General features: G+C 51.4%; 19 protein-coding genes. 11 read left to right on the top strand and 8 right to left on the bottom strand.

Annotated elements, in window-relative coordinates; all coding sequences use genetic code 11:
- Positions 1–8: 8 nt before the first annotated feature.
- Positions 9–986, bottom strand: coding sequence for an L-Ala-D/L-Glu epimerase (ycjG, locus tag RSC70_RS02575; RefSeq protein ID WP_304183492.1), 978 nt, complete (start codon positions 984–986; stop codon positions 9–11).
- 288 nt (positions 987–1,274) lie between these two features.
- On the opposite strand from ycjG, the gene tpx reads away from it, so the two are divergent.
- A complete protein-coding gene (gene tpx / locus RSC70_RS02570) occupies positions 1,275–1,778 on the top strand; it encodes a thiol peroxidase (RefSeq protein ID WP_040045039.1) in 504 nt (167 codons plus the stop codon).
- 70 nt (positions 1,779–1,848) lie between these two features.
- Here tpx and tyrR read toward each other — a convergent pair whose 3' ends face one another.
- Positions 1,849–3,435 (bottom strand): transcriptional regulator TyrR, encoded by a 1,587-nt coding sequence (gene tyrR / locus RSC70_RS02565; RefSeq protein WP_040045040.1) that lies wholly within the window; start codon positions 3,433–3,435, stop codon positions 1,849–1,851.
- A gap of 347 nt (positions 3,436–3,782) precedes the next feature.
- Here tyrR and RSC70_RS02560 point away from each other — a divergent pair, with 347 nt between their 5' ends.
- A complete protein-coding gene (locus tag RSC70_RS02560; RefSeq protein WP_332541549.1) occupies positions 3,783–4,325 on the top strand; it encodes a GNAT family N-acetyltransferase in 543 nt (180 codons plus the stop codon).
- A gap of 184 nt (positions 4,326–4,509) precedes the next feature.
- Entirely contained in the window at positions 4,510–5,352 is an 843-nt protein-coding gene (gene sseA / locus RSC70_RS02555; protein WP_332541548.1) for a 3-mercaptopyruvate sulfurtransferase, read from the top strand.
- Positions 5,353–5,425: 73 nt separating this feature from the next.
- On the opposite strand, the gene RSC70_RS02550 is transcribed toward sseA, so the two are convergent.
- From RSC70_RS02550 to pspA, 6 genes are all read right to left on the bottom strand, one after another.
- Positions 5,426–6,490, bottom strand: coding sequence for a YcjF family protein (locus tag RSC70_RS02550; RefSeq protein WP_040045043.1), 1,065 nt, complete (start codon positions 6,488–6,490; stop codon positions 5,426–5,428).
- A complete protein-coding gene (locus RSC70_RS02545) occupies positions 6,487–7,884 on the bottom strand; it encodes a YcjX family protein (RefSeq protein WP_040045044.1) in 1,398 nt (465 codons plus the stop codon). The genes RSC70_RS02550 and RSC70_RS02545 overlap by 4 nt, the downstream gene beginning before the upstream one ends.
- 21 nt (positions 7,885–7,905) lie before the next feature.
- The gene (locus RSC70_RS02540; RefSeq protein WP_040045045.1) at positions 7,906–8,157 is read right to left on the bottom strand and encodes a phage shock protein PspD; all 252 of its coding nucleotides are present in this window, start codon (positions 8,155–8,157) and stop codon (positions 7,906–7,908) included.
- Positions 8,158–8,187: 30 nt separating this feature from the next.
- Positions 8,188–8,547, bottom strand: coding sequence for an envelope stress response membrane protein PspC (gene pspC / locus RSC70_RS02535; RefSeq protein WP_103009634.1), 360 nt, complete (start codon positions 8,545–8,547; stop codon positions 8,188–8,190).
- Entirely contained in the window at positions 8,547–8,774 is a 228-nt protein-coding gene (gene pspB, locus RSC70_RS02530) for an envelope stress response membrane protein PspB (protein WP_025801219.1), read from the bottom strand. Before pspB ends, pspC begins: the two co-directional genes overlap by 1 nt.
- Before the next feature lie 110 nt (positions 8,775–8,884).
- Entirely contained in the window at positions 8,885–9,550 is a 666-nt protein-coding gene (gene pspA / locus RSC70_RS02525; protein ID WP_025801218.1) for a phage shock protein PspA, read from the bottom strand.
- 228 nt (positions 9,551–9,778) lie between these two features.
- Here pspA and pspF point away from each other — a divergent pair, with 228 nt between their 5' ends.
- The 8 genes from pspF to RSC70_RS02485 all read left to right on the top strand — a co-directional run bounded on the left by pspF (position 9,779) and on the right by RSC70_RS02485 (position 19,137).
- Positions 9,779–10,786, top strand: coding sequence for a phage shock protein operon transcriptional activator (gene pspF, locus RSC70_RS02520; protein WP_332541547.1), 1,008 nt, complete (start codon positions 9,779–9,781; stop codon positions 10,784–10,786).
- A gap of 626 nt (positions 10,787–11,412) precedes the next feature.
- A complete protein-coding gene (sapA, locus tag RSC70_RS02515; RefSeq protein WP_227660619.1) occupies positions 11,413–13,134 on the top strand; it encodes an ABC transporter substrate-binding protein SapA in 1,722 nt (573 codons plus the stop codon).
- The gene (sapB, locus tag RSC70_RS02510) at positions 13,131–14,096 is read left to right on the top strand and encodes a putrescine export ABC transporter permease SapB (protein WP_040045049.1); all 966 of its coding nucleotides are present in this window, start codon (positions 13,131–13,133) and stop codon (positions 14,094–14,096) included. Before sapA ends, sapB begins: the two co-directional genes overlap by 4 nt.
- Entirely contained in the window at positions 14,083–14,973 is an 891-nt protein-coding gene (gene sapC, locus RSC70_RS02505) for a putrescine export ABC transporter permease SapC (protein WP_332541546.1), read from the top strand. Before sapB ends, sapC begins: the two co-directional genes overlap by 14 nt.
- Before the next feature lie 8 nt (positions 14,974–14,981).
- Positions 14,982–15,977 (top strand): putrescine export ABC transporter ATP-binding protein SapD, encoded by a 996-nt coding sequence (sapD, locus tag RSC70_RS02500; RefSeq protein WP_025801213.1) that lies wholly within the window; start codon positions 14,982–14,984, stop codon positions 15,975–15,977.
- Positions 15,974–16,786: a putrescine export ABC transporter ATP-binding protein SapF gene (sapF, locus tag RSC70_RS02495; RefSeq protein WP_040045051.1), complete on the top strand. Its 813-nt coding sequence runs from the start codon at positions 15,974–15,976 to the stop codon at positions 16,784–16,786. The genes sapD and sapF overlap by 4 nt, the downstream gene beginning before the upstream one ends.
- 260 nt (positions 16,787–17,046) lie before the next feature.
- Positions 17,047–17,835 carry an enoyl-ACP reductase FabI gene (gene fabI / locus RSC70_RS02490; RefSeq protein ID WP_025801211.1) on the top strand — a complete coding sequence of 263 codons (789 nt, stop codon included), beginning with the start codon at positions 17,047–17,049 and terminating at the stop codon, positions 17,833–17,835.
- Between the two features lie 189 nt (positions 17,836–18,024).
- Positions 18,025–19,137, top strand: coding sequence for a peroxidase (locus tag RSC70_RS02485; protein ID WP_332541544.1), 1,113 nt, complete (start codon positions 18,025–18,027; stop codon positions 19,135–19,137).
- Positions 19,138–19,196: the final 59 nt, after the last annotated feature.

Genomic DNA, 19,196 nt, shown 5'->3' with positions numbered 1-19,196 from the left:
CCCGTGTTTTACGCCGGTACTTTAAGCTGAATACCACCACAGCTAAAATTCAGCGCAGGACTCGCATCCTGCGCCAGCCACGTCGGACCATCGAAATCCACGAACTTAGCCGCTGGCGCTAACGGTAAAGCCGCACGAATGGCGCGAGAGGTGCAAATCATGCAGCCCAGCATAACCGCCATGCCCTCTTTCTGCGCTAATGAACGCAGCGCTAACGCCTCCGTCAGACCACCGGTTTTATCCAGTTTGATGTTTATCATGTCATAGCGGCCTTTTAGCGCGGCAAAGTCATCGCGGGTATGGCAGCTTTCATCTGCGCAAATCGGTAAAGGATGAATGAAATGAGCCAGCGCCTCATCTTGATTCGCGGGTAAAGGCTGCTCCAGCATCACCACACCCACGTCGGCTAACAACTGACAACGTGCCGCAAGTCCTTCAGCCTGCCAAGATTCATTGGCATCAACGATTAACGTCATTTCGGGTACAGCGGCACGGATCGCCATCAATCGTTCAGTAATAAGATGATCGTCGAGCTTAATTTTCAGCAGCGTCGCCCCTTTCTGAAACAAAGAAAGCGCGGTGGAGGCCATCTGTTCCGGCGATCCAATCGACACGGTCTGCGCCATCACAATGTGTTCTGGCTGTGGCACGTTGCATTGCTCCCACAACGTGGTGTTGGTCTGCTTACAGACCAGATCCCATAGCGCACAGTCAACCGCATTACGCGCCGCGCCTGCGGGTAATCGCGCCAATAACTCACGGCGATCAAGGCCGTTCTCAATGGCAGATTTCACCGACGCAAGCTGTGCCAACACAGAGTCCACACTTTCGTCATAGCGCGCATAGGGCGTACATTCACCGATACCAACCACGCCATCCTGTTCAATTTCTACTACGACAACGTAAGCTTCTGTGCGGCTGCCCCGGGCAATCACAAAAGGCGTATGCAAAGGCCAGATTTCTGAATAAAAACGCATTGTTTTCATGCTTATTCCTTAGCGCTAATAAAAGGCAGGATGCAGATAGCTGAAGTATTAGCCAATATCATCATAATGTTATACCCAAAATAATTCATGTTGCATTGAGGCAGCAAGTGAGCGCATCCCGATGAGCTTACTTATGTAAGTGATTCGGGTGTGCGAATGCAGCTAACAAAAATGCAGCATGAAGTATGAAGGGTATACGTAGATATTTAAAATTGTTCGTATATTCAAGGCTACCGTGTTAGCGTAAACTCTAGTTCGTGTTAACTAACTGTAATAGGAAATACCATAATGACGCAGACAGTTCATTTTCAAGGCAACCCAGTACACGTAGCCGGTAAAATCCCTCAGGCTGGCGAAAAAGCCAAACCTTTCAAACTGGTAGCTAAAGACCTTTCCGATGTTGATCTGGCAAGTCTGGCTGGTAAACGCAAAATCCTGAATATCTTCCCAAGCATTGATACCGGCGTTTGCGCAGCATCAGTGCGAAAATTCAACCAGCTGGCAAGCCAGACTGATAACGCCGTTGTGCTGTGCATTTCGGCTGACCTTCCTTTCGCTCAGTCTCGCTTCTGCGGCGCTGAAGGTCTGAACAACGTCATCACGCTGTCTACCCTGCGTGGCGGCGATTTCAAACACGATTACGGCGTAGCCATTACCGATGGTCCATTGGCCGGTCTAACCGCACGTGCCGTGGTGGTTTTAGACGGCAACGACAACGTGGTCTATAGCCAGCTGGTGAACGAAATTACCGAAGAACCAAACTACGATGCGGCATTAGCTTCTCTGAAGTAATTCTGTTACGACATTCAGTGTAGTCACGATAGAAACAAAAACGCGGTGCTGAATTCAGCACCGCGTTTTTTTAGTTCTCTTCTGCGTCTGGGTGAGTTTCCACGTGACGCCGACTGCTAAGTCCATACTCACGAAGTTTATTAGCAATCGCGGTATGCGATACGCCCAAGCGTTTTGCCAACTTACGCGTGCTTGGATAGTTACGGTACAGACGGGTCAGCACTGAACGTTCGAAGCGTTTGCAAATATCATCCAGCGAACCATCCAGTACTTCATCACCTAGCGCCATTTCAGCTTCAAACTCCGGCAGAACAACGTCCTGTGGACGCAATTCATAGCCCTCAAGCTGAGTTAACGCGCGGTAGATCGCATTCTTTAACTGACGAACGTTGCCCGGCCAGCCGTACTGGCTGAGGAACGCATTCAACTCAGGCGCCAAACGCGGTCTTGGCATCCCTTGCTCATCGGCAAAGCGTGAGACAAACAGCTCGGTCAACGGCATGATGTCCTGCGTGCGTTCACGCAGCGGCGGCAGATTTAGCGTCAAGACGTTAAGGCGATAGTAAAGATCTTCACGGAACAATCCACGCTGCACCAGATCGATCAGGTTTTTCTGCGTCGCACAGATAACACGAACGTCTACGCTCACTTCATGTTCTTCACCCACACGGCGGAACGTTCCGTCGTTGAGGAAACGTAGCAGCTTGGTTTGCATGCGCGGTGACATCTCACCGATTTCATCCAGCAACACCGAACCACCGTTGGCTTGTTCAAAGAAGCCTTTTTTGCCTTCCAGCGCATTCGGATAAGCACCCGCTGCGTGGCCAAACAGTTCACTTTCAGCAACGTCGTCCGGCAGTGCGGCACAGTTCAATGCCAAGAAAGGCTGTTTGCCGCGTGGGCTACGCAGATGACAGGCGCGAGCCAGCACATCTTTACCAGTACCGGTATCGCCCACAATCAGCAAAGGTGCGTCTAGCATGGCGAGTTTGCGTGCCTGCTCGAGTACCTGACGCATTTTCGGGCTAACACCAATAATGTGCTCGAATTCGCTATCGTCATTTACCGTGAGGTTTTGCAGCTGACGCCCAATGCGAACCGCCGATTTCAACACCACAACCGCCCCTACTGGTGCAGACATTTCGCCCTGCTCTTCACCCAGATAGATTGGTGTGATGTCCATCAGATAGTCCTGCCCGCGAATAACCACTTTTTCGGCATGCGGAGCAACGGTTTCGTTCTCCAGCCAGCGTAAAAAGTTATAGCCGCCAATCAGTCCACCTGCGGTTTGATTACAGATTTTGTCTTCGGTAGTACCAAACAGCATTAACGCCGCCTGGTTAGCCAGCTCAACCTTCCCTTTCATATCAATAGAGAAAACTGGCTCTGGCAGAGATTCTAGCAACGCCCACATCGCACGGTGTTCACGCTCTGACGGCATGTATGGCACGGTACGTACGTCGGTGACGCCGCTGATGCGGCGGATCTCTGCCATCAACTGACGGAAGACTTCGAAGTCAAGTTCATTAAAATTCAAATAGATACGACCGATGGTATCGATCTCAATCCCGCGCAAATCAATATTACGCGCTGCTAGCAGATCCAGCAGTTCTCGGGTTAAGCCGATTCGGTCTTCACAAAAAACTTCCAGGCGCATCAGTTTTGACCTTAATCTGCATATTACGGTGTGTAAAACATACGTGTAGATACACGAGAGAAAACCAATTGCCCTACATCACGCTCACTATCATTGCGATTGTACGACAACTGAAACAGTAACTGTCAGTATAAGTTGACAGATCTTTCTATTGTTATCCAGCCAGTCATTTCTGATTTACAACTTAGCTAACTATAAACTAGCGCAATGACACCTCAACAATTGTTACAACAGGCTATATAATTGTCTTCGAGGTAGGCATCATGTAAATATCATCATATCTAGACAGCAGAATCTTATCACCTATTCATCACACATTTTAGATATAAATAGGGGAAGTGCAGCATATGATCATCCGACAGGCCGTCCCTACAGACTATGATAGCATTTTAGAAATTCAGCGACTGAACACACCTGAAAATCTGGTTGCTGAAAACCTCCAACAGGGATATATCGTTTCACAAATGAGCCGAGCGCAGCTTGAAGCCATCAACAGCAAACTGGGCATTTTAGTTGCCGTTGAAGGCAAAACCGTCGCTGGATTCGTCTGTATGACCGCGACCTGCGCCAAACCTCATCCTCCCGTCATTGATGCGTTGCTCGAACAGGCCGAAACCCATTCGCTCAATCAGCGTCCGATGACCGAACTCACTCCTTTTCTGTATGGCCCCGTATGCATCTCACGCCGGTTTCGCGGCGCTGGCGTGCTTTCCCAGCTTTTTACCGCAGTAAAAGCACATATGCATGGAAAATACGACGCGGGCTTAGCCTTTATTGCCGACGATAATCCGCATTCGCTGGTTGCCCACATTCAAGGACTTGGCATGAGCGATGTTTCACGCTTCCGCTTCGATGGAAAAGATTACCACCTTGTGGCATTTGAGGTATAAATAACAGCTTAGATATTGTTTCAATGAGATTTTATTTAACTATACCCAAAATAATTAGAGCTAATTTAAGGCGGCAGGTGAGTAAATTTCAAAGCGCTTACCCTAGTAAGTGATTTGGGTTCACGAGCGTAGCCAACGCAAAGCGGCTTCAAGTATGAAAGGTATAAAAGGATAGTTATCCCCCATGACAAACACCTTTTTCGTTACGGCCGACTGGCTTTCTGCTCATTTAAACGACGATGATATTCAGCTCATCGACGCGCGTATGCCTCTCGCCGGACAAGAAAATCTGCGCGATATCCATGCCGAATTCATCGCTTCACATCTTCCCGGTGCGCTGTTTTTTGATATCGATACCCTCTCCGATCACACCAGCCCATTACCTCACACGATGCCGTCAGCTGAAAAATTCTCTGCTGATATGCAAGCGTTGGGAGTTAATCGGGAAAAACATCTGGTGGTATATGATGAAGGAAACCTGTTCTCAGCCCCGCGTGCGTGGTGGATGCTGCGCACCTTTGGCGCAAACAAGGTTTCCATTTTGGCCGGTGGTTTTCATCAATGGAAAGCACAGGGATACGAGCTTGAAAGCGGCGTGCCAACGCCTAAACTGGCCTCCTTCAGCGCTCAGCTTGATCCGAACGTGATTAAAAACGCCAACGACGTTTTGCTGGTAACGCAAACTCACAGCGCTCAAATCGTTGACGCACGCGCGGCTGCGCGCTTTAGAGGTGAAGTCGCCGAGCCACGAGCGGGATTGCGACAGGGTCATATTCCCGGCAGCCATAACGTACCGTGGGGAGACTTAGTCAAAGACGGGGCATTGAAATCAAACGAAGAATTGAAAGCGATCTTTGTCGCTGCGGGCGTGACGTTTGAACAACCGATTATCGTCAGCTGTGGCTCAGGCGTCACCGCCGCGGTGGTGGTTCTGGCGCTGACCACGTTACAGGTTAACGGCGTGGCGCTTTATGATGGTTCATGGAGCGAATGGGGAGCCAATCCCGAATTACCCATAGAGCGCTAATACATTTGGGCAGAATACAACATTACCCGCCGTTGTATTCTGCCCATGAACGCTTAAAAATTAACGCAACATATCACTGTTTATCAGTATTTTTCTTCGGCGCAACGCGCTTCAACTGAGTAATCAGCTCCTTACGGAAATCCCCCAAGCGCGGTTTATCATTTTCTAGCCACGGCAGCGGACGACACAGCTCCATCGCTTTAATCCCCAAGCGCGCAGTCAGTAAACCGGCACCGATGCCCTGCGCGGCACGCGCTGAAAGACGTGCGGCCAGATCCTGCGAGATCCAATCCATGCCCACTTCACGCACCAGCTCGGAAGCACCGGCAAAAGCAATATTGAGCAGCACCAAGCGGAATAAACGAATACGGCTGAAATAACCTAATTCAATGCCGTACAGCGCTGCAATTCGGTTAATCAGGCGGATATTTCGCCATGCGATAAACGCCATATCCACCAGCGCCAACGGGCTCACAGCGATCATAAGGGTTGATTCTGCGGCGTAGCGGCTGATTTCACGCCGAGCCTGAACGTCCAGCACCGGTTGTACCAGTTTGCAATACAGCTCGACCACTTCTCGATCGTTATGTGTTTCATGCAGCGACGCCTGCCAGCGCTGTACTGCCGGATGGCTCTGATCTAAATTTGCCTGCTGCATCAGCTTTTCACAAAACGCCTTACCCTGCCCGATACCGTGGCTATGCAACAAATCGCGCGCAACGTCACGCTCTTGCGCTCGTTCGCGTAAACGATATAAACGCCGCCATTCCGTGATTAACGAGCCCACGCCCGCCAATACGATCAGACCACCGGCAACGGTGCCACCCAGCGCAATCCAATCCTGCTGAACCCACGCCTGATGAAACCACTGTACGCCTTGAGCAATAACGCTCACGCCAAACAGGGCTAAACCAGCCCCCACCATGCGCCGCCATAGGCTGCGCTTTGGTTTAAGCGCCGCATTGATAATGCCTTCTGCGCGCCCTTCATCCTGCTCTTCCGTCAATACTTCTGGTTCGGCCGGTAAGAAATTTTCAGCGTCCTGTGGCGCAAACTGCTGGCTGGCTTTCAGCACCATTTCCGGCTCGGCCGCCAGCGGTTGGTCAAAATCAATTCTTGGTTTTATCGGTTCGCTCATCGCAGCTTATCTCCCAATAAAAACTCCATCACGCTGTCCATGCGGATATGCGGTAATGGGCTGTCCACGTTCATACTTTGTGGGCGGAAATCTTCAAAATGGAAACCCTGCTTCTGCCAGAATTCGTTGCTGGGCAAACGCGCGGGCACTTCACCGGGAAATACGGTCAGTGGCTTCTCATCGGCAAGACGATATCCCTTCAATGCAGGGATTTTCTGTCCGTGATGCTCAACTAAACCGCTCTGTGTCGCCTGTACCGAAGCTATACCGGCGCAGTCCATGCTAATCCCTTCGAACGCCGCATTTTGCCATGCGTCCTGCACCAGCTGTTGGAGCAAAGAGACCAGATTGGCATGCTGATCGGCAGTGACGTGGTCAGCTTTGGTGGCCGCAAACATTAAGCGATCGATGCACGGCGAAAAAAGTCGGCGATACAGCGTGCGTTTGCCATAGTGGAAACTCTGCATCAGCTGAGTTAACGCCAGACGCATTTCATTAAACGCCTGCGGTCCGCTATTCAACGGCTGTAAACAATCCACCAGCACAATTTGGCGATCGAAACGGACAAAGTGCTCTTTGTAGAAGCCCTTCACCACTTCGTTGCAATAATAGTTGTAGCGCGAGCGCAGCATGCCTATGTTGGAATGCTTATCGGCCTGAGCCAGTTTAGATTCCCCCATGCTTTCAACCTGTGGCCAAGGGAAAAACTGCAATGCCGGCGCACCGGCTAAGTCGCCAGGTAACACAAAACGCCCCGGCTGAATAAAGTGCTGCCCTTCTTCTTTGCAACGCAGCAGGTAGTCGGTATAGGCCTGTGAAATTGCCGCTAACTGTTTTTCATCTGCCGGTGCCAGCGGATCGCATTGTTCACACAGTGCTAACCATTCTGCGGCCCACTCTTTACGCTGCCCCTGCAGCAAACCATTCATCTGACGTGACCAGCTCAGATAATCTTGCTCCAGCATCGGCAAGTCGAGCAGCCATTCGCCGGGGTAATCGACAATCTCCAGATACAGCGTCGAGGTATCTTTAAAATGGCGCAGTAACGAATCATTACTGCGAAATTTCAGCGCCAAACGGATCTCACTCACGCCGCGCGTCGGCGTTGGCCACGTCGGTGGCATACCGTAGAGCTGAGAAAGTCCTTCGTCATAGGTAAAACGAGCCACGCCAAGATCCCGTTGAGGGACGCGCTTGGCGCCGAGCAACCGCTCTTCACGCACGGCAGAAAACAGCGGCAAACGAGCACCGCTGTGAATATGTAAAAGTTGATTAACCAGAGAAGTGATAAATGCGGTTTTTCCGCTCCGGCTTAACCCCGTCACCGCCAAACGTAAATGACGATCGACACCGCGGTTAACCAGAGACGCTAATTCATTTTGTAGCCTTTTCATTCCTCTCCTTACACGAAGCCGTTATGGCTTTTCAGCTCCGTGACGATAACGAGACGTTGCCTGACGAACTGCGCGCTGTAATAAGGGTTCTAGCCCCCATATTAACAGCCAGCGCAAGGGTCGCCACGTTACATAACGTAGTACACCGGCGGCAATACCGGCTGGGGCAAAGGTCAGCCCCAAAAGCAAACCGTTCTTAATCAGGCCAGGCAGATGACGCCGAGCCTTGCGGCCACCTGCACGCAGCATATCAGCAGGTTTAAATTGACTCATCGTTTTCTCCCCAGCACATAATTAATAAAACTATAAATTGCGGAAACGCCCATTGACGCCAAACGTTTCCGAAGTCACATAGCGTTCTAAACGACGCAGGCGCTGCTCGCATTCGTTGAGTTCGGTTGTGACCACCTGCATTTGCTGACGCGGTGACGGTTGATGATCGCCGCTAAGCTCCGCCACTTGGGCGGTTGGCAGCGTCATTGATAACACCACGTACAATATAGCGGTAATGATAAACAGGCCGCAGAAAATCGACAGCACCGCCATCACGCGCACCAGAGCAACAGGAACGCCCATATATTCGGCCAGACCTGCGCAAACGCCTTTCACCACGCCTCGCTCAGGAATGCGATACAGTTTTTTACCGCTCATCGGCGTTGTCATTAAGCGTCCCTCCAGTTTGGATGCTCCGCATCCAGAATGGATTCCAGCGCGCTAATGCGTTGACGCATGCGCTGCGCTTCTTCATTCAACTGCGCTAAGCGCTGCACTTCTTGCGTTTGCAATACGCTGTCGTTTTGCTGGCGGTTGCTGTAATGCAGCCACAGCCAAACAGGTAATACAAACAGCACAAAAATAGTCAGAGGGATGGCAAGAAAAAGGTAGCCCATCGTGAATTCCTTATTATTAGTTTACAGCCGTTAGCAACAGTCTATTCCCTTCTCCGGCGTTATGTATATCGCAGCAAACATAACGCCGGTCGTTCGGTTACAAATCGCGCTTATTCAGGACGATTCATTTTGGCTTTTAACGCTGCCAACTGCTGGCCAATTTCATCATCGGCTTTCAGATCGGCAAACTCTTGATCCAGCGATTTCTTTTTGCCTAAGCCCATCGTTTCAGCTTCGGCTTCCATGTGGTCAATACGGCGTTCAAACTGCTCAAAACGCGCCATGGCTTCATCTAGTTTGCCGCTGTCGAGCTGACGACGAACTTCACGAGAAGATGCCGCGGCCTGCTGGCGCAGCGCCAGTGCCTGCTGTCGAGCACGTGTTTCAGTCAGTTTGCTTTCCAGCTCGGTGATTTCGCGCTTCATGCGATCCAACGTTTCTTCCACGTTGCTCACTTCATGACGCAGCGTGGTCAGCAAATCACTTACACGCTGTTTTTCAATTAACGCCGCACGCGCCAGATCTTCTTTATCTTTACGCAGCGCCAGCTCAGCTTTGTCCTGCCACTCGTTAAGCTGAGTTTCACCCTGTTCGATACGGCGCATCAGCTGTTTTTTCTCGGCTAAAGCGCGGGCGGAAGTGGAACGCACTTCGACCAAAGTATCTTCCATTTCCTGAATCATCAGGCGAACCAGCTTCTGTGGATCTTCTGCTTTATCCAGCAGAGTATTGATGTTGGCGTTTACGATGTCGGCGAAACGAGAAAAAATACCCATTGTTAATACCCTCACTCTTGCGTTGCGGCGTGCGCTTGGTTCGGCACATCCGTTGTTAAAATGGTTTACTGTCTCGCAAATACATAATCAACTATCGTGCCAACTTTTAAATTAAAATTAATAAATTGATTTATATAGAAAAAATAAAATTTGTTGCCACCAACAGGCAAAACATGATGTGATGAATTTAGCCAACAGATAGCGAAATTCACTAAATGGAACCCCGCGATGTCAGATAATATTGAAAATATGCTTGGCCAAGCCAACAGCTTCCTTGAGGTGCTGGAGCAGACTTCGCAGCTGGCGAAGTTGAATAAACCAGTATTAATTATTGGCGAACGCGGAACAGGTAAAGAGCTGATCGCTCATCGCCTGCACTATTTGTCTAACCGTTGGCAGGGGCCGTTCGTGTCGCTGAACTGCGCGGCGCTCAATGACAACTTGCTAGACTCGGAGCTGTTTGGTCATGAGGCCGGTGCGTTTACCGGTGCGCAAAAACGCCATTTAGGCCGCTTCGAACGTGCCGACGGCGGTACGCTCTTTCTTGATGAACTGGCTACTGCGCCAATGTTAATTCAAGAAAAACTGTTACGCGTGATTGAATATGGTCATTTAGAACGCGTAGGCGGCAGCCAGCCTTTGCAGGTCGATGTGCGCTTAGTGTGCGCGACCAATGCTGATTTACCTGCTATGGCTGAAGCAGGTACCTTCCGCGCCGATTTGCTAGATCGCTTGGCTTTTGACGTTATCCAACTTCCGCCGCTGAGAGAGCGCCGCAGCGATATCATGCTGTTGGCTGAGCATTTTGCCATGCAGATGTGCGGTGAGCTGGGCCTCGCGTTCTTTCCCGGCTTCAGCGATGCCGCGCGGCAAACGCTGCTGGATTACGGCTGGCCCGGCAATATTCGTGAATTGAAAAACGTAGTAGAGCGTTCGGTCTATCGTCATGGTGATTCACCTGAACAGCTAGACGCGATTGTGATTAATCCGTTTAAACATCGCACAACCGACTTGCCCTCTTCTGCCGGCACACCTGCGGCGACACAAATGGATGCACAAACGGCGCAGCCGTCTTTACCCATCGATCTTAAAGATTGGCTGGCAGAGCGCGAAAAACAGATCATTATTCAGGCGCTGCAAGAGAGTCGGCATAATCAACGTCAGGCCGCAGAGCTGTTAAATCTGACCTATCACCAACTGCGTGGGATCATGAAGAAGTTGGGGATTCAGGGATAGTGGCGATCTGGCGGTTAAGTAATCATATCTCTGGGGCGATCGAGATACACGGGTCTAGCACACCGCGGGGCCGTTATGGAACACATCCTTGTGTTCCACCCTGCGGGCCAACGCTTCCGCGTTGTTCAACTTTGCTCCAAGCAAAGTTGTCGGCGGCTTACGCCGCTACGACCCCATCGGTGTACTCCCCCTAAAATCAAGCTCAAGCTTTAAAATTGCTCTAGATAAGAAGTTTTAGGCAAAAAAAAAGCCAGCACCCGGCTGGCTATAAAGTAGATCTGGAAGCAATGTGAGCAATGTCGTGTTCTTAAGAGAATTGATTGCCCTGAGGAGGCATTCTCTAGAGAACGAGATGGATGATAATGGTTATCACTACCATGTGTAAAGTGGTTTGTTGCGAATTTTTCTTATTTGTATTTGCAGCGTGCGCCAGCTCACATCTTCATAGCCGCTTTATTACGCAATATTTAGCGCAAAACCCCGCTGTTCCGTGATTTCTGACTTATGCTTACCAGTAGATTGGTTAAGCAAAAGGCAAATAACCCCTTCATCTCACTGGAATGATTGGGCTGCCAGCCAATGTACGTTACACTAAACACTTTGCTCAACAACCTCTTGAAGCGTTTATGCGTGGTCTAAAAACCCTGATGCTGGCATTAAGTTGCCTGTCTGCCGTTGCGACAGCAGCCGAAATTGCCCCTGTGACCAAAACCAAACCGCTGCCGGATATCCGCCAGAGCGGCTTCATTTATTGCGTCAGCGGGATCCTAAATACCTTCAATCCACAGATGGCAAGCAGCGGGCTTACGGTCGATACCCTTGCCGCGCAGCTTTACGACCGTCTGCTGGATGTTGACCCCTATACCTACCGCCTCATTCCTGAATTAGCCCAGAGCTGGGAAGTGCTAGACGGTGGCGCAACCTATGTGCTGCATCTGCGTAAAGACGTTCCGTTCCAAACCACTGACTGGTTTAAACCGACGCGCAAGATGAACGCCGATGATGTGGTGTTTAGCTTCAACCGTATGTTTGATCCTAACCATCCGTATCATGAAGTGAACGGCGGGCATTATCCCTATTTCGAGAGTTTACAGTTTAGCGATGCGGTGCAAAGCATACGCAAACTGGATAACTCAACGGTTGAAATTCGGCTTAAACAACCGGATGCCTCTTTCTTATGGCATCTCGCCACGCATTACGCGCCAATACTCTCGTCCGAATACGCAGATAACTTAGCGAAAAAAGGCAAACAGGAAGATATTGATCGTCTGCCCGTGGGTACTGGCCCGTTTATGCTCAATGAATACCATGCGGGACAATATATTCGCTTGGATCGCAACGATGCGTTTTGGAAAGGCAAACCGCGGATGCCACAGGTTATTATTGACCTCGGCGCTGGCGGTACGGGGCGTTTGTCCAAATTGCTGACCGGTGAATGCGACGTACTGGCTTACCCTGCGGCCAGCCAGTTGAGTATTCTGCGCGACGATCCACGTCTGCGCTTAACGCTGCGCCCTGGAATGAACGTCGCCTATTTGGCGTTCAACACCCGCAAGCCGCCGTTAGATAATCTGGACGTGCGCCGCGCCATTGCTTATTCCATCAATAACCAGCGCCTGATGCAGTCTATCTACTACGGCACGGCGGAAACCGCGGCTTCTCTGCTGCCTCGTGCCTCGTGGGCGTATGACAGCGAAGCAAAGATTACCGAATACAATCCAGAGAAATCACGCGAGCTGTTGAAACAGGCAGGCGTAACCAATCTGCACTTACAGCTATGGGTGCCAACGGCTTCTCAGGCTTATAACCCGAGCCCGCTGAAAACCGCCGAGCTGATTCAGGCTGATATGGCGCAGGTCGGAATTAAGGTCAGCATTATTCCGGTGGAAGGCCGATTCCAAGAAGCCCGCCTAAGCGACATGAGCCACGATATGACGCTCTCCGGCTGGGCAACTGACAGTAATGACCCAGACAGTTTCTTCCGTCCGTTGTTGAGCTGCGCGGCAATTCAGTCGCAGACTAACTTGGCGCACTGGTGCGATCCTTCTTTTGACTCGCTGCTGCATAAAGCCCTGCTGTCTCAGCAACTGTCACAGCGCATTGACGATTATCAGGACGCGCAAAAGATCCTAGAAGAACAGCTGCCTATCTTGCCTCTGGCGTCATCGTTGCGCCTACAGGCATATCGTTATGACATAAAAGGATTGGTATTGAGCCCGTTTGGTAACGCCTCATTTGCCGGTGTTTATCGTGAAAAACAGCCAGAACCCGCGGCTACCAACGATCCTGATGCAGGGCCACCGACGCCAACCTCAGAATCCCCTGCCGTCGTGGAGGATAAACCATGATTATCTTCACATTGCGCCGTCTCTTGCTGCTGCTGGTGACGCTGTTTTTCCTGTCGCTGGTGGGGTTTAGCCTGCTCTATTTCACGCCACATGCGCCGTTAGGTGGCGCTTCGCTGTTAGACGCTTACCGTTTCTATGTACATAGTCTGCTGCAAGGCGACTTCGGCGTTTCCAGCATTAACGGGCAGTTGATTATCGAACAACTGAAGGAAGTTTTCCCCGCTACGATGGAACTGTGCATTCTGGCCTTCGTCTTTGCGCTGGTGGTGGGGATTCCGCTGGGTATTATTGCCGGTTTACTGCGCGGCAAATGGCAGGATGGTGCAATTAGCGCACTGGCGCTGTTTGGCTATTCAATGCCGGTATTTTGGCTGGCGATCCTGCTGATGCTGTTCTTCTCGCTGCATCTCGGCTGGCTGCCGGTTTCAGGCCGCTACGATCTGCTCTACCCGATGAAAAACGTGACCGGTTTTGCGCTGATTGACGCTTGGCTATCAGATTCTCCTTATCGCGATGCCATGCTGATGAGCGTTGCTCGTCATATGATCCTGCCGGTGACGGCGCTGGCGCTGGTGCCGATGACCGAAGTCATCCGCCTGATGCGTATCAGCACCGATAACGTCGTTAGCCAGAATTACATTAAAGCCGCCGCCACGCGCGGTTTGTCACGCTTCACCATTATTCGCCGTCATGTGTTACACAATGCGCTACCGCCGATTATCCCAAGGCTGGGGCTGCAATTTTCGACCATGCTAACGCTGGCGATGATTACCGAAGTGGTGTTCAGTTGGCCGGGGCTCGGACGTTGGTTGATTAACGCCATCCGTCAACAGGACTTTGCCGCTATCTCTGCCGGTGTCATGCTGGTGGGGACGTTGGTTTTAGTCGTCAACGTGCTGTCTGATATTGTGGGTGCGCTGACTAATCCGCTGAAACATAAGGAATGGTATGCACTTCGATAACGTATACCGCGAAAAACGCGTACCGAGCCCGCTGCGTCAGACGTGGCTGCATTTCCATGCCGATACCCTCGCCATGATTGGTCTATATGGTGTACTGCTGCTGATCGCCCTATGCTTTTTTGGCACCATGCTGGCACCTTATGCGCTGGATCAGCAATTCCTAGGCTATCAACTGTTGCCGCCATCGTGGTCGCGCTACGGTAACGTATCATTCTTCCTTGGTACCGACGATCTGGGCCGCGATATTCTCAGCCGCTTATTAAGCGGCGTTGCACCAACGTTTGGTTCTGCGCTGGTCGTCACCATCGCCGCCAGCGTTTTCGGCGTCATTATCGGTATTTTAGCGGGGGTCACCCACGGTCTGCGTTCCGCGATTTTGAACCACATTCTGGATACGCTGCTGTCTATCCCTTCTCTGCTGTTAGCTATCGTCGTTGTCGCCTTTTTAGGGCCGCGCCTCGAGCACGCCATGCTGGCCGTGTGGTTGGCCCTTTTGCCACATACGGTGCGAGAAGTTTATACCTCGGTTCACGAAGAACTTGAGAAAGAATATGTGGTTGCCGCCCGTTTAGACGGCGCATCAACGTGGTTTATCCTGTGGGATTCCGTGCTGCCGAATATCGCTGGCGTGCTGGTGGGTGAATTCACCCGCGCCCTCTCCATGGCGATATTAGATATCGCTGCATTAGGCTTTCTCGATCTGGGGGCTCAACTGCCGTCGCCAGAATGGGGAGCCATGCTGGGTGATTCCTTGGAGCTGGTTTATGTCGCACCGTGGACAGTGATGTTGCCGGGAGCTGCCATTATGGTCAGCGTGCTGCTGGTGAATTTGTTGGGCGACGGAATGCGCCGCGCGATTAACGCCGGTGTGGAATAGGAAACAAAATGCCGTTACTTGATATTCGTAACCTCACCATTGAATTCATGACCGCCGAAGGGCCGGTCAAAGCCGTCGATCGGGTCAGCCTCACGCTCACCGAAGGCGAAGTGCGCGGACTGGTTGGTGAATCTGGCTCAGGCAAAAGTTTAATTGCCAAAGCGATCTGCGGCGTAACCAAAGATAACTGGAAGGTCACCGCCGACCGTTTTCGCTTTGATGATATTGACCTGCTGCGCTTAACGCCGCGTCAACGACGTCGGCTGGTGGGTCATAACGTGTCGATGATTTTTCAGGAGCCACAGTCCTGTTTGGACCCTTCTGAAAGCATTGGCAAGCAGGTGATTCAGGCGATCCCTGGTTGGACCTATAAAGGCCGCTGGTGGCAGCGTTTTCGCTGGCGTAAACGCCGCGCCATTGAGCTGCTGCACCGCGTCGGGATTAAAGACCACAAAGATATCATGCGTAGCTTCCCGTATGAGCTGACGGAAGGTGAATGCCAAAAGGTCATGATTGCCATCGCCTTGGCTAACCAGCCTCGTCTGCTAATTGCCGATGAACCGACCAACGCGATGGAACCCACCACGCAGGCGCAAATTTTCCGTCTGCTATCGCGCATGAATCAAAACAACAACACGACGATTTTATTGATCAGCCATGACCTGCAAATGATGAGCAAATGGGCTGACCGCATTAACGTGATGTACTGCGGCCAAACGGTAGAAAGCGCGACCTGCGAAGATATTTTAGTTGCGCCGCATCACCCGTACACGCAGGCGCTGATCCGTGCGATGCCTGACTTTGGCCGCGCACTGCCCCATAAAAGCCGCTTAAACACGCTGCCGGGCGCAATCCCCTCGTTAGAGCATTTGCCTATCGGCTGCCGCTTAGGCCCACGTTGTCCGTATGCGCAAAAAAAATGCATTGAGACACCGCCGCTGCGCAGCGTAAAAACGCATAAGTTTGCCTGTCATTTCCCGCTTAACATGGAGGAGACGCAATGAGTACGCTGTTGGAGGTGCACAATCTACAAAAGACCTTCCGCTACCGCACCGGCTTGTTTCGTCGCCAAAATCTTGAAGCGGTTAAACCCGTTAGTTTTACGCTGCGCGAAGGACAAACGCTGGCGATTATTGGCGAGAATGGCTCGGGAAAATCCACGCTGGCAAAAATGCTGTCAGGCATGATTGAGCCTACGGCGGGCGATATCGTGATCGATGACAAGCAGCTACAGTACGGCGATTTTCGCTACCGCAGCCAGCGGATCCGCATGATTTTTCAGGACCCGTCTACGTCGCTCAATCCGCGTCAGCGTATCGGCCAGATCCTTGACGTTCCCCTGCGGTTAAATACCGAATTAGACGCGCCTGAGCGTGAACAGCGCATTAATGAAACGCTGCGCCAAGTCGGCTTGCGCTCCGATCACGCCTATTACTATCCGCATATGTTAGCGTCCGGACAAATTCAACGGATCGCCTTGGCGCGCGCCTTGATATTGCAGCCACAGGTGATCGTAGCGGATGAAGCGTTAGCGTCGCTGGATATGTCGATGCGTTCACAGATTATAAATTTGATGTTGGAGCTGCAGCAAAAACACGGTATCGCTTATATCTATGTCACCCAGCATTTGGGCATGATGAAGCATATTAGCGATCAGGTGATGGTAATGCATCATGGTGAAGTTGTGGAGCGTGGTAGCACTTCGGAAGTCTTGGCTGCCCCGCTGCATGAGCAAACCAAGCGTCTTATCAATAGTCATTTTGGTGAGGCATTAACGGCTGATGCATGGCGTCGTGACGGTGGTGTTTTCTGAAAAGCGATTTTATCGCCAATTACGGACTAAAATTCAATCACTGATCCGAGCAGAGCATCAAAAGCATTCCACAGTGAATCAAGCGTGATAGAATCGCTCGGTTTTGTTTTATTAACACAAGTGCTGGAAGAATTAACAATTCCTGTTTCTGTATAAAAATGTGAATTGGTATTCCTCCGCCTCTATCAGTTTATGCCCTGCTCCTCCAATATTATTGGCATCGCAGTACGGCATAAACTAAGACTACAAGGACTATTTGTATGGGTTTTCTAACCGGTAAGCGCATTCTGATCACTGGCGTAGCCAGCAAACTCTCCATTGCCTACGGTATCGCACAGGCTATGCACCGTGAAGGCGCCGAGCTGGCTTTCACCTACCAGAACGACAAACTGAAATCTCGCGTAGAAGAATTCGCCGCTCAGTTGGGTTCTAATCTGGTTCTGGCTTGTGACGTAGCAGAAGACGAAAGCATCGATGCGATGTTTACCGAGCTGGCAAAATCTTGGCCGAAATTCGACGGTTTTGTTCACTCCATTGGCTTCGCTCCAGGCGACCAGTTGGACGGTGACTACGTGAATGCGGTTACCCGTGACGGTTTCAAAATCGCACACGACATCAGCTCTTACAGCTTCGTTGCGATGGCAAAAGCATGCCGCACCATGCTGAACCCAGGCTCAGGTCTGCTGACTCTGTCCTACTTGGGCGCAGAACGTGCAATCCCTAACTACAACGTTATGGGCTTGGCTAAAGCATCTCTGGAAGCTAACGTTCGCTATATGGCTAACGCGATGGGCCCTGAAGGTATCCGTGTTAACGGTATCTCTGCGGGTCCAATCCGTACGCTGGCAGCGTCTGGCATCAAAAACTTCCGTAAGATGCTGGCTCACTGCGAAGCGGTTACCCCAATTCGCCGTACCGTTACTATCGAAGACGTCGGTAACTCAGCAGCATTCCTGTGCTCACCACTGGCAGGCGGTATTTCTGGTGAAATCCTGCACGTCGATGGCGGCTTCAATATTGCAGCAATGAACGAGCTGGAACTGGATTAATTTCCGTCGTTTATTCTGCTTAAAAATCCCTGGCTTCGGCTGGGGATTTTTTTATCTCAGCGCGGTTATTCCTTTTCAGCCTAGGCTATTCCTTAACAATATTTCATCTCTAGGCCGCATTCGGCAAGGATAGTACCCTGTTTCATAAAGGGTTCGCCCTTTTCTTGCCTGACGTCTGAAGGATATCCGATGGAGCGACCAAGCTCGCCGCTGACGGTTTTTAGCTCACGCCACAACACACCACCCTCTGATACGGAGAATCACCGGCATCTGGCTCAGGGCCGCTTTCCGTTGTTCAATGAGCGTACCGAGCGTGATGTCTATTTCCAACGGGTGGGCGATGTTTATACCCAACTGTTAGGCTCCGAGCCTGAAGTCTCCCGCGAGCATTCTCTTTCACGCTACGACCGATTAAGCATTGCGCTCACCGTGGCACAGGTTTCACAGGTGACACCGCTTAGCGCCTTTTATGCCAAACAGTTAGCGCCACTGCATTGCCCACACAACACCCGCGAAAGTAATCAGCGGTTAGCCCAAATTACCGAGCACGCTCGGCTGCTGGCGTGGGACCCCACGCGCAGTACGAAACAAACCTTACGCGCACTGCGTGCAGTAAAATTGTCATACCCTGATATAGTGACACTGTCACAAATTATAGGCCTTGTGGTGCTACAGTCGCGGCTGATTGCCGGAACAGCCGCCCTTTCCGGCTGTTCGTTGCCGTCTGAGCCAAGAATATTTCCCACCCTTGAATTGGCTCCGCTCACAGTAGCAACATCGGCGGCATGGCGCCCTTGGTTGCCGCTCGGTGCCGACGCCACGCTGGCACCGGTGGCAATATGCGGTGCACCGTCGGGACTGGCCATCGTATTAATGTTGATTAACATGCATGACGGTGAAGGCGTTGATACCAGCAGTGAAATTTTTAGCGACGGCTACAACTGTAGCGATCTGCTGCGTCAACCGCTGCGCGAACTGGCCTTTTTAGTGAGCGCTAGGCTTCTCGGCTGTCATCGCAGTAGCCAACATCACGCGCGCCGTTTTTTGCTGCTGAGCAAACATCGCCAGCAGGCCGATGCGGTACTCGCCGATCCCGTGACCGCGCTTGCGCAATGCAATCGCCGCGAACAGGCCATCATTCAGGCCAGCCTGACCCTCACGCAAACCCCTTGTTTGTTTTCCCCCGCACACATTGCGTCTTTAACTCAGTCAGGGCTGTCAGCCGCAGAAATCCTTGAGCTTATCATTGCCCTAGCAACCGGCGCGTGGAGCCAGCGGCTACTCGTTTCGCTGGGGGAATGAACAGATTTACACCATTTGCCGATCATTTCATCCCCAGTCGCATCATGGGCTTGCTCACA

Source organism: Hafnia sp., assembly GCF_036648275.1.
GTDB classification, from domain to species: Bacteria; Pseudomonadota; Gammaproteobacteria; order Enterobacterales; family Enterobacteriaceae; genus Hafnia; species Hafnia alvei.
Note: the sequence above shows the minus strand (reverse complement) of the source record. Positions and strands in the feature narration are given on the sequence as shown.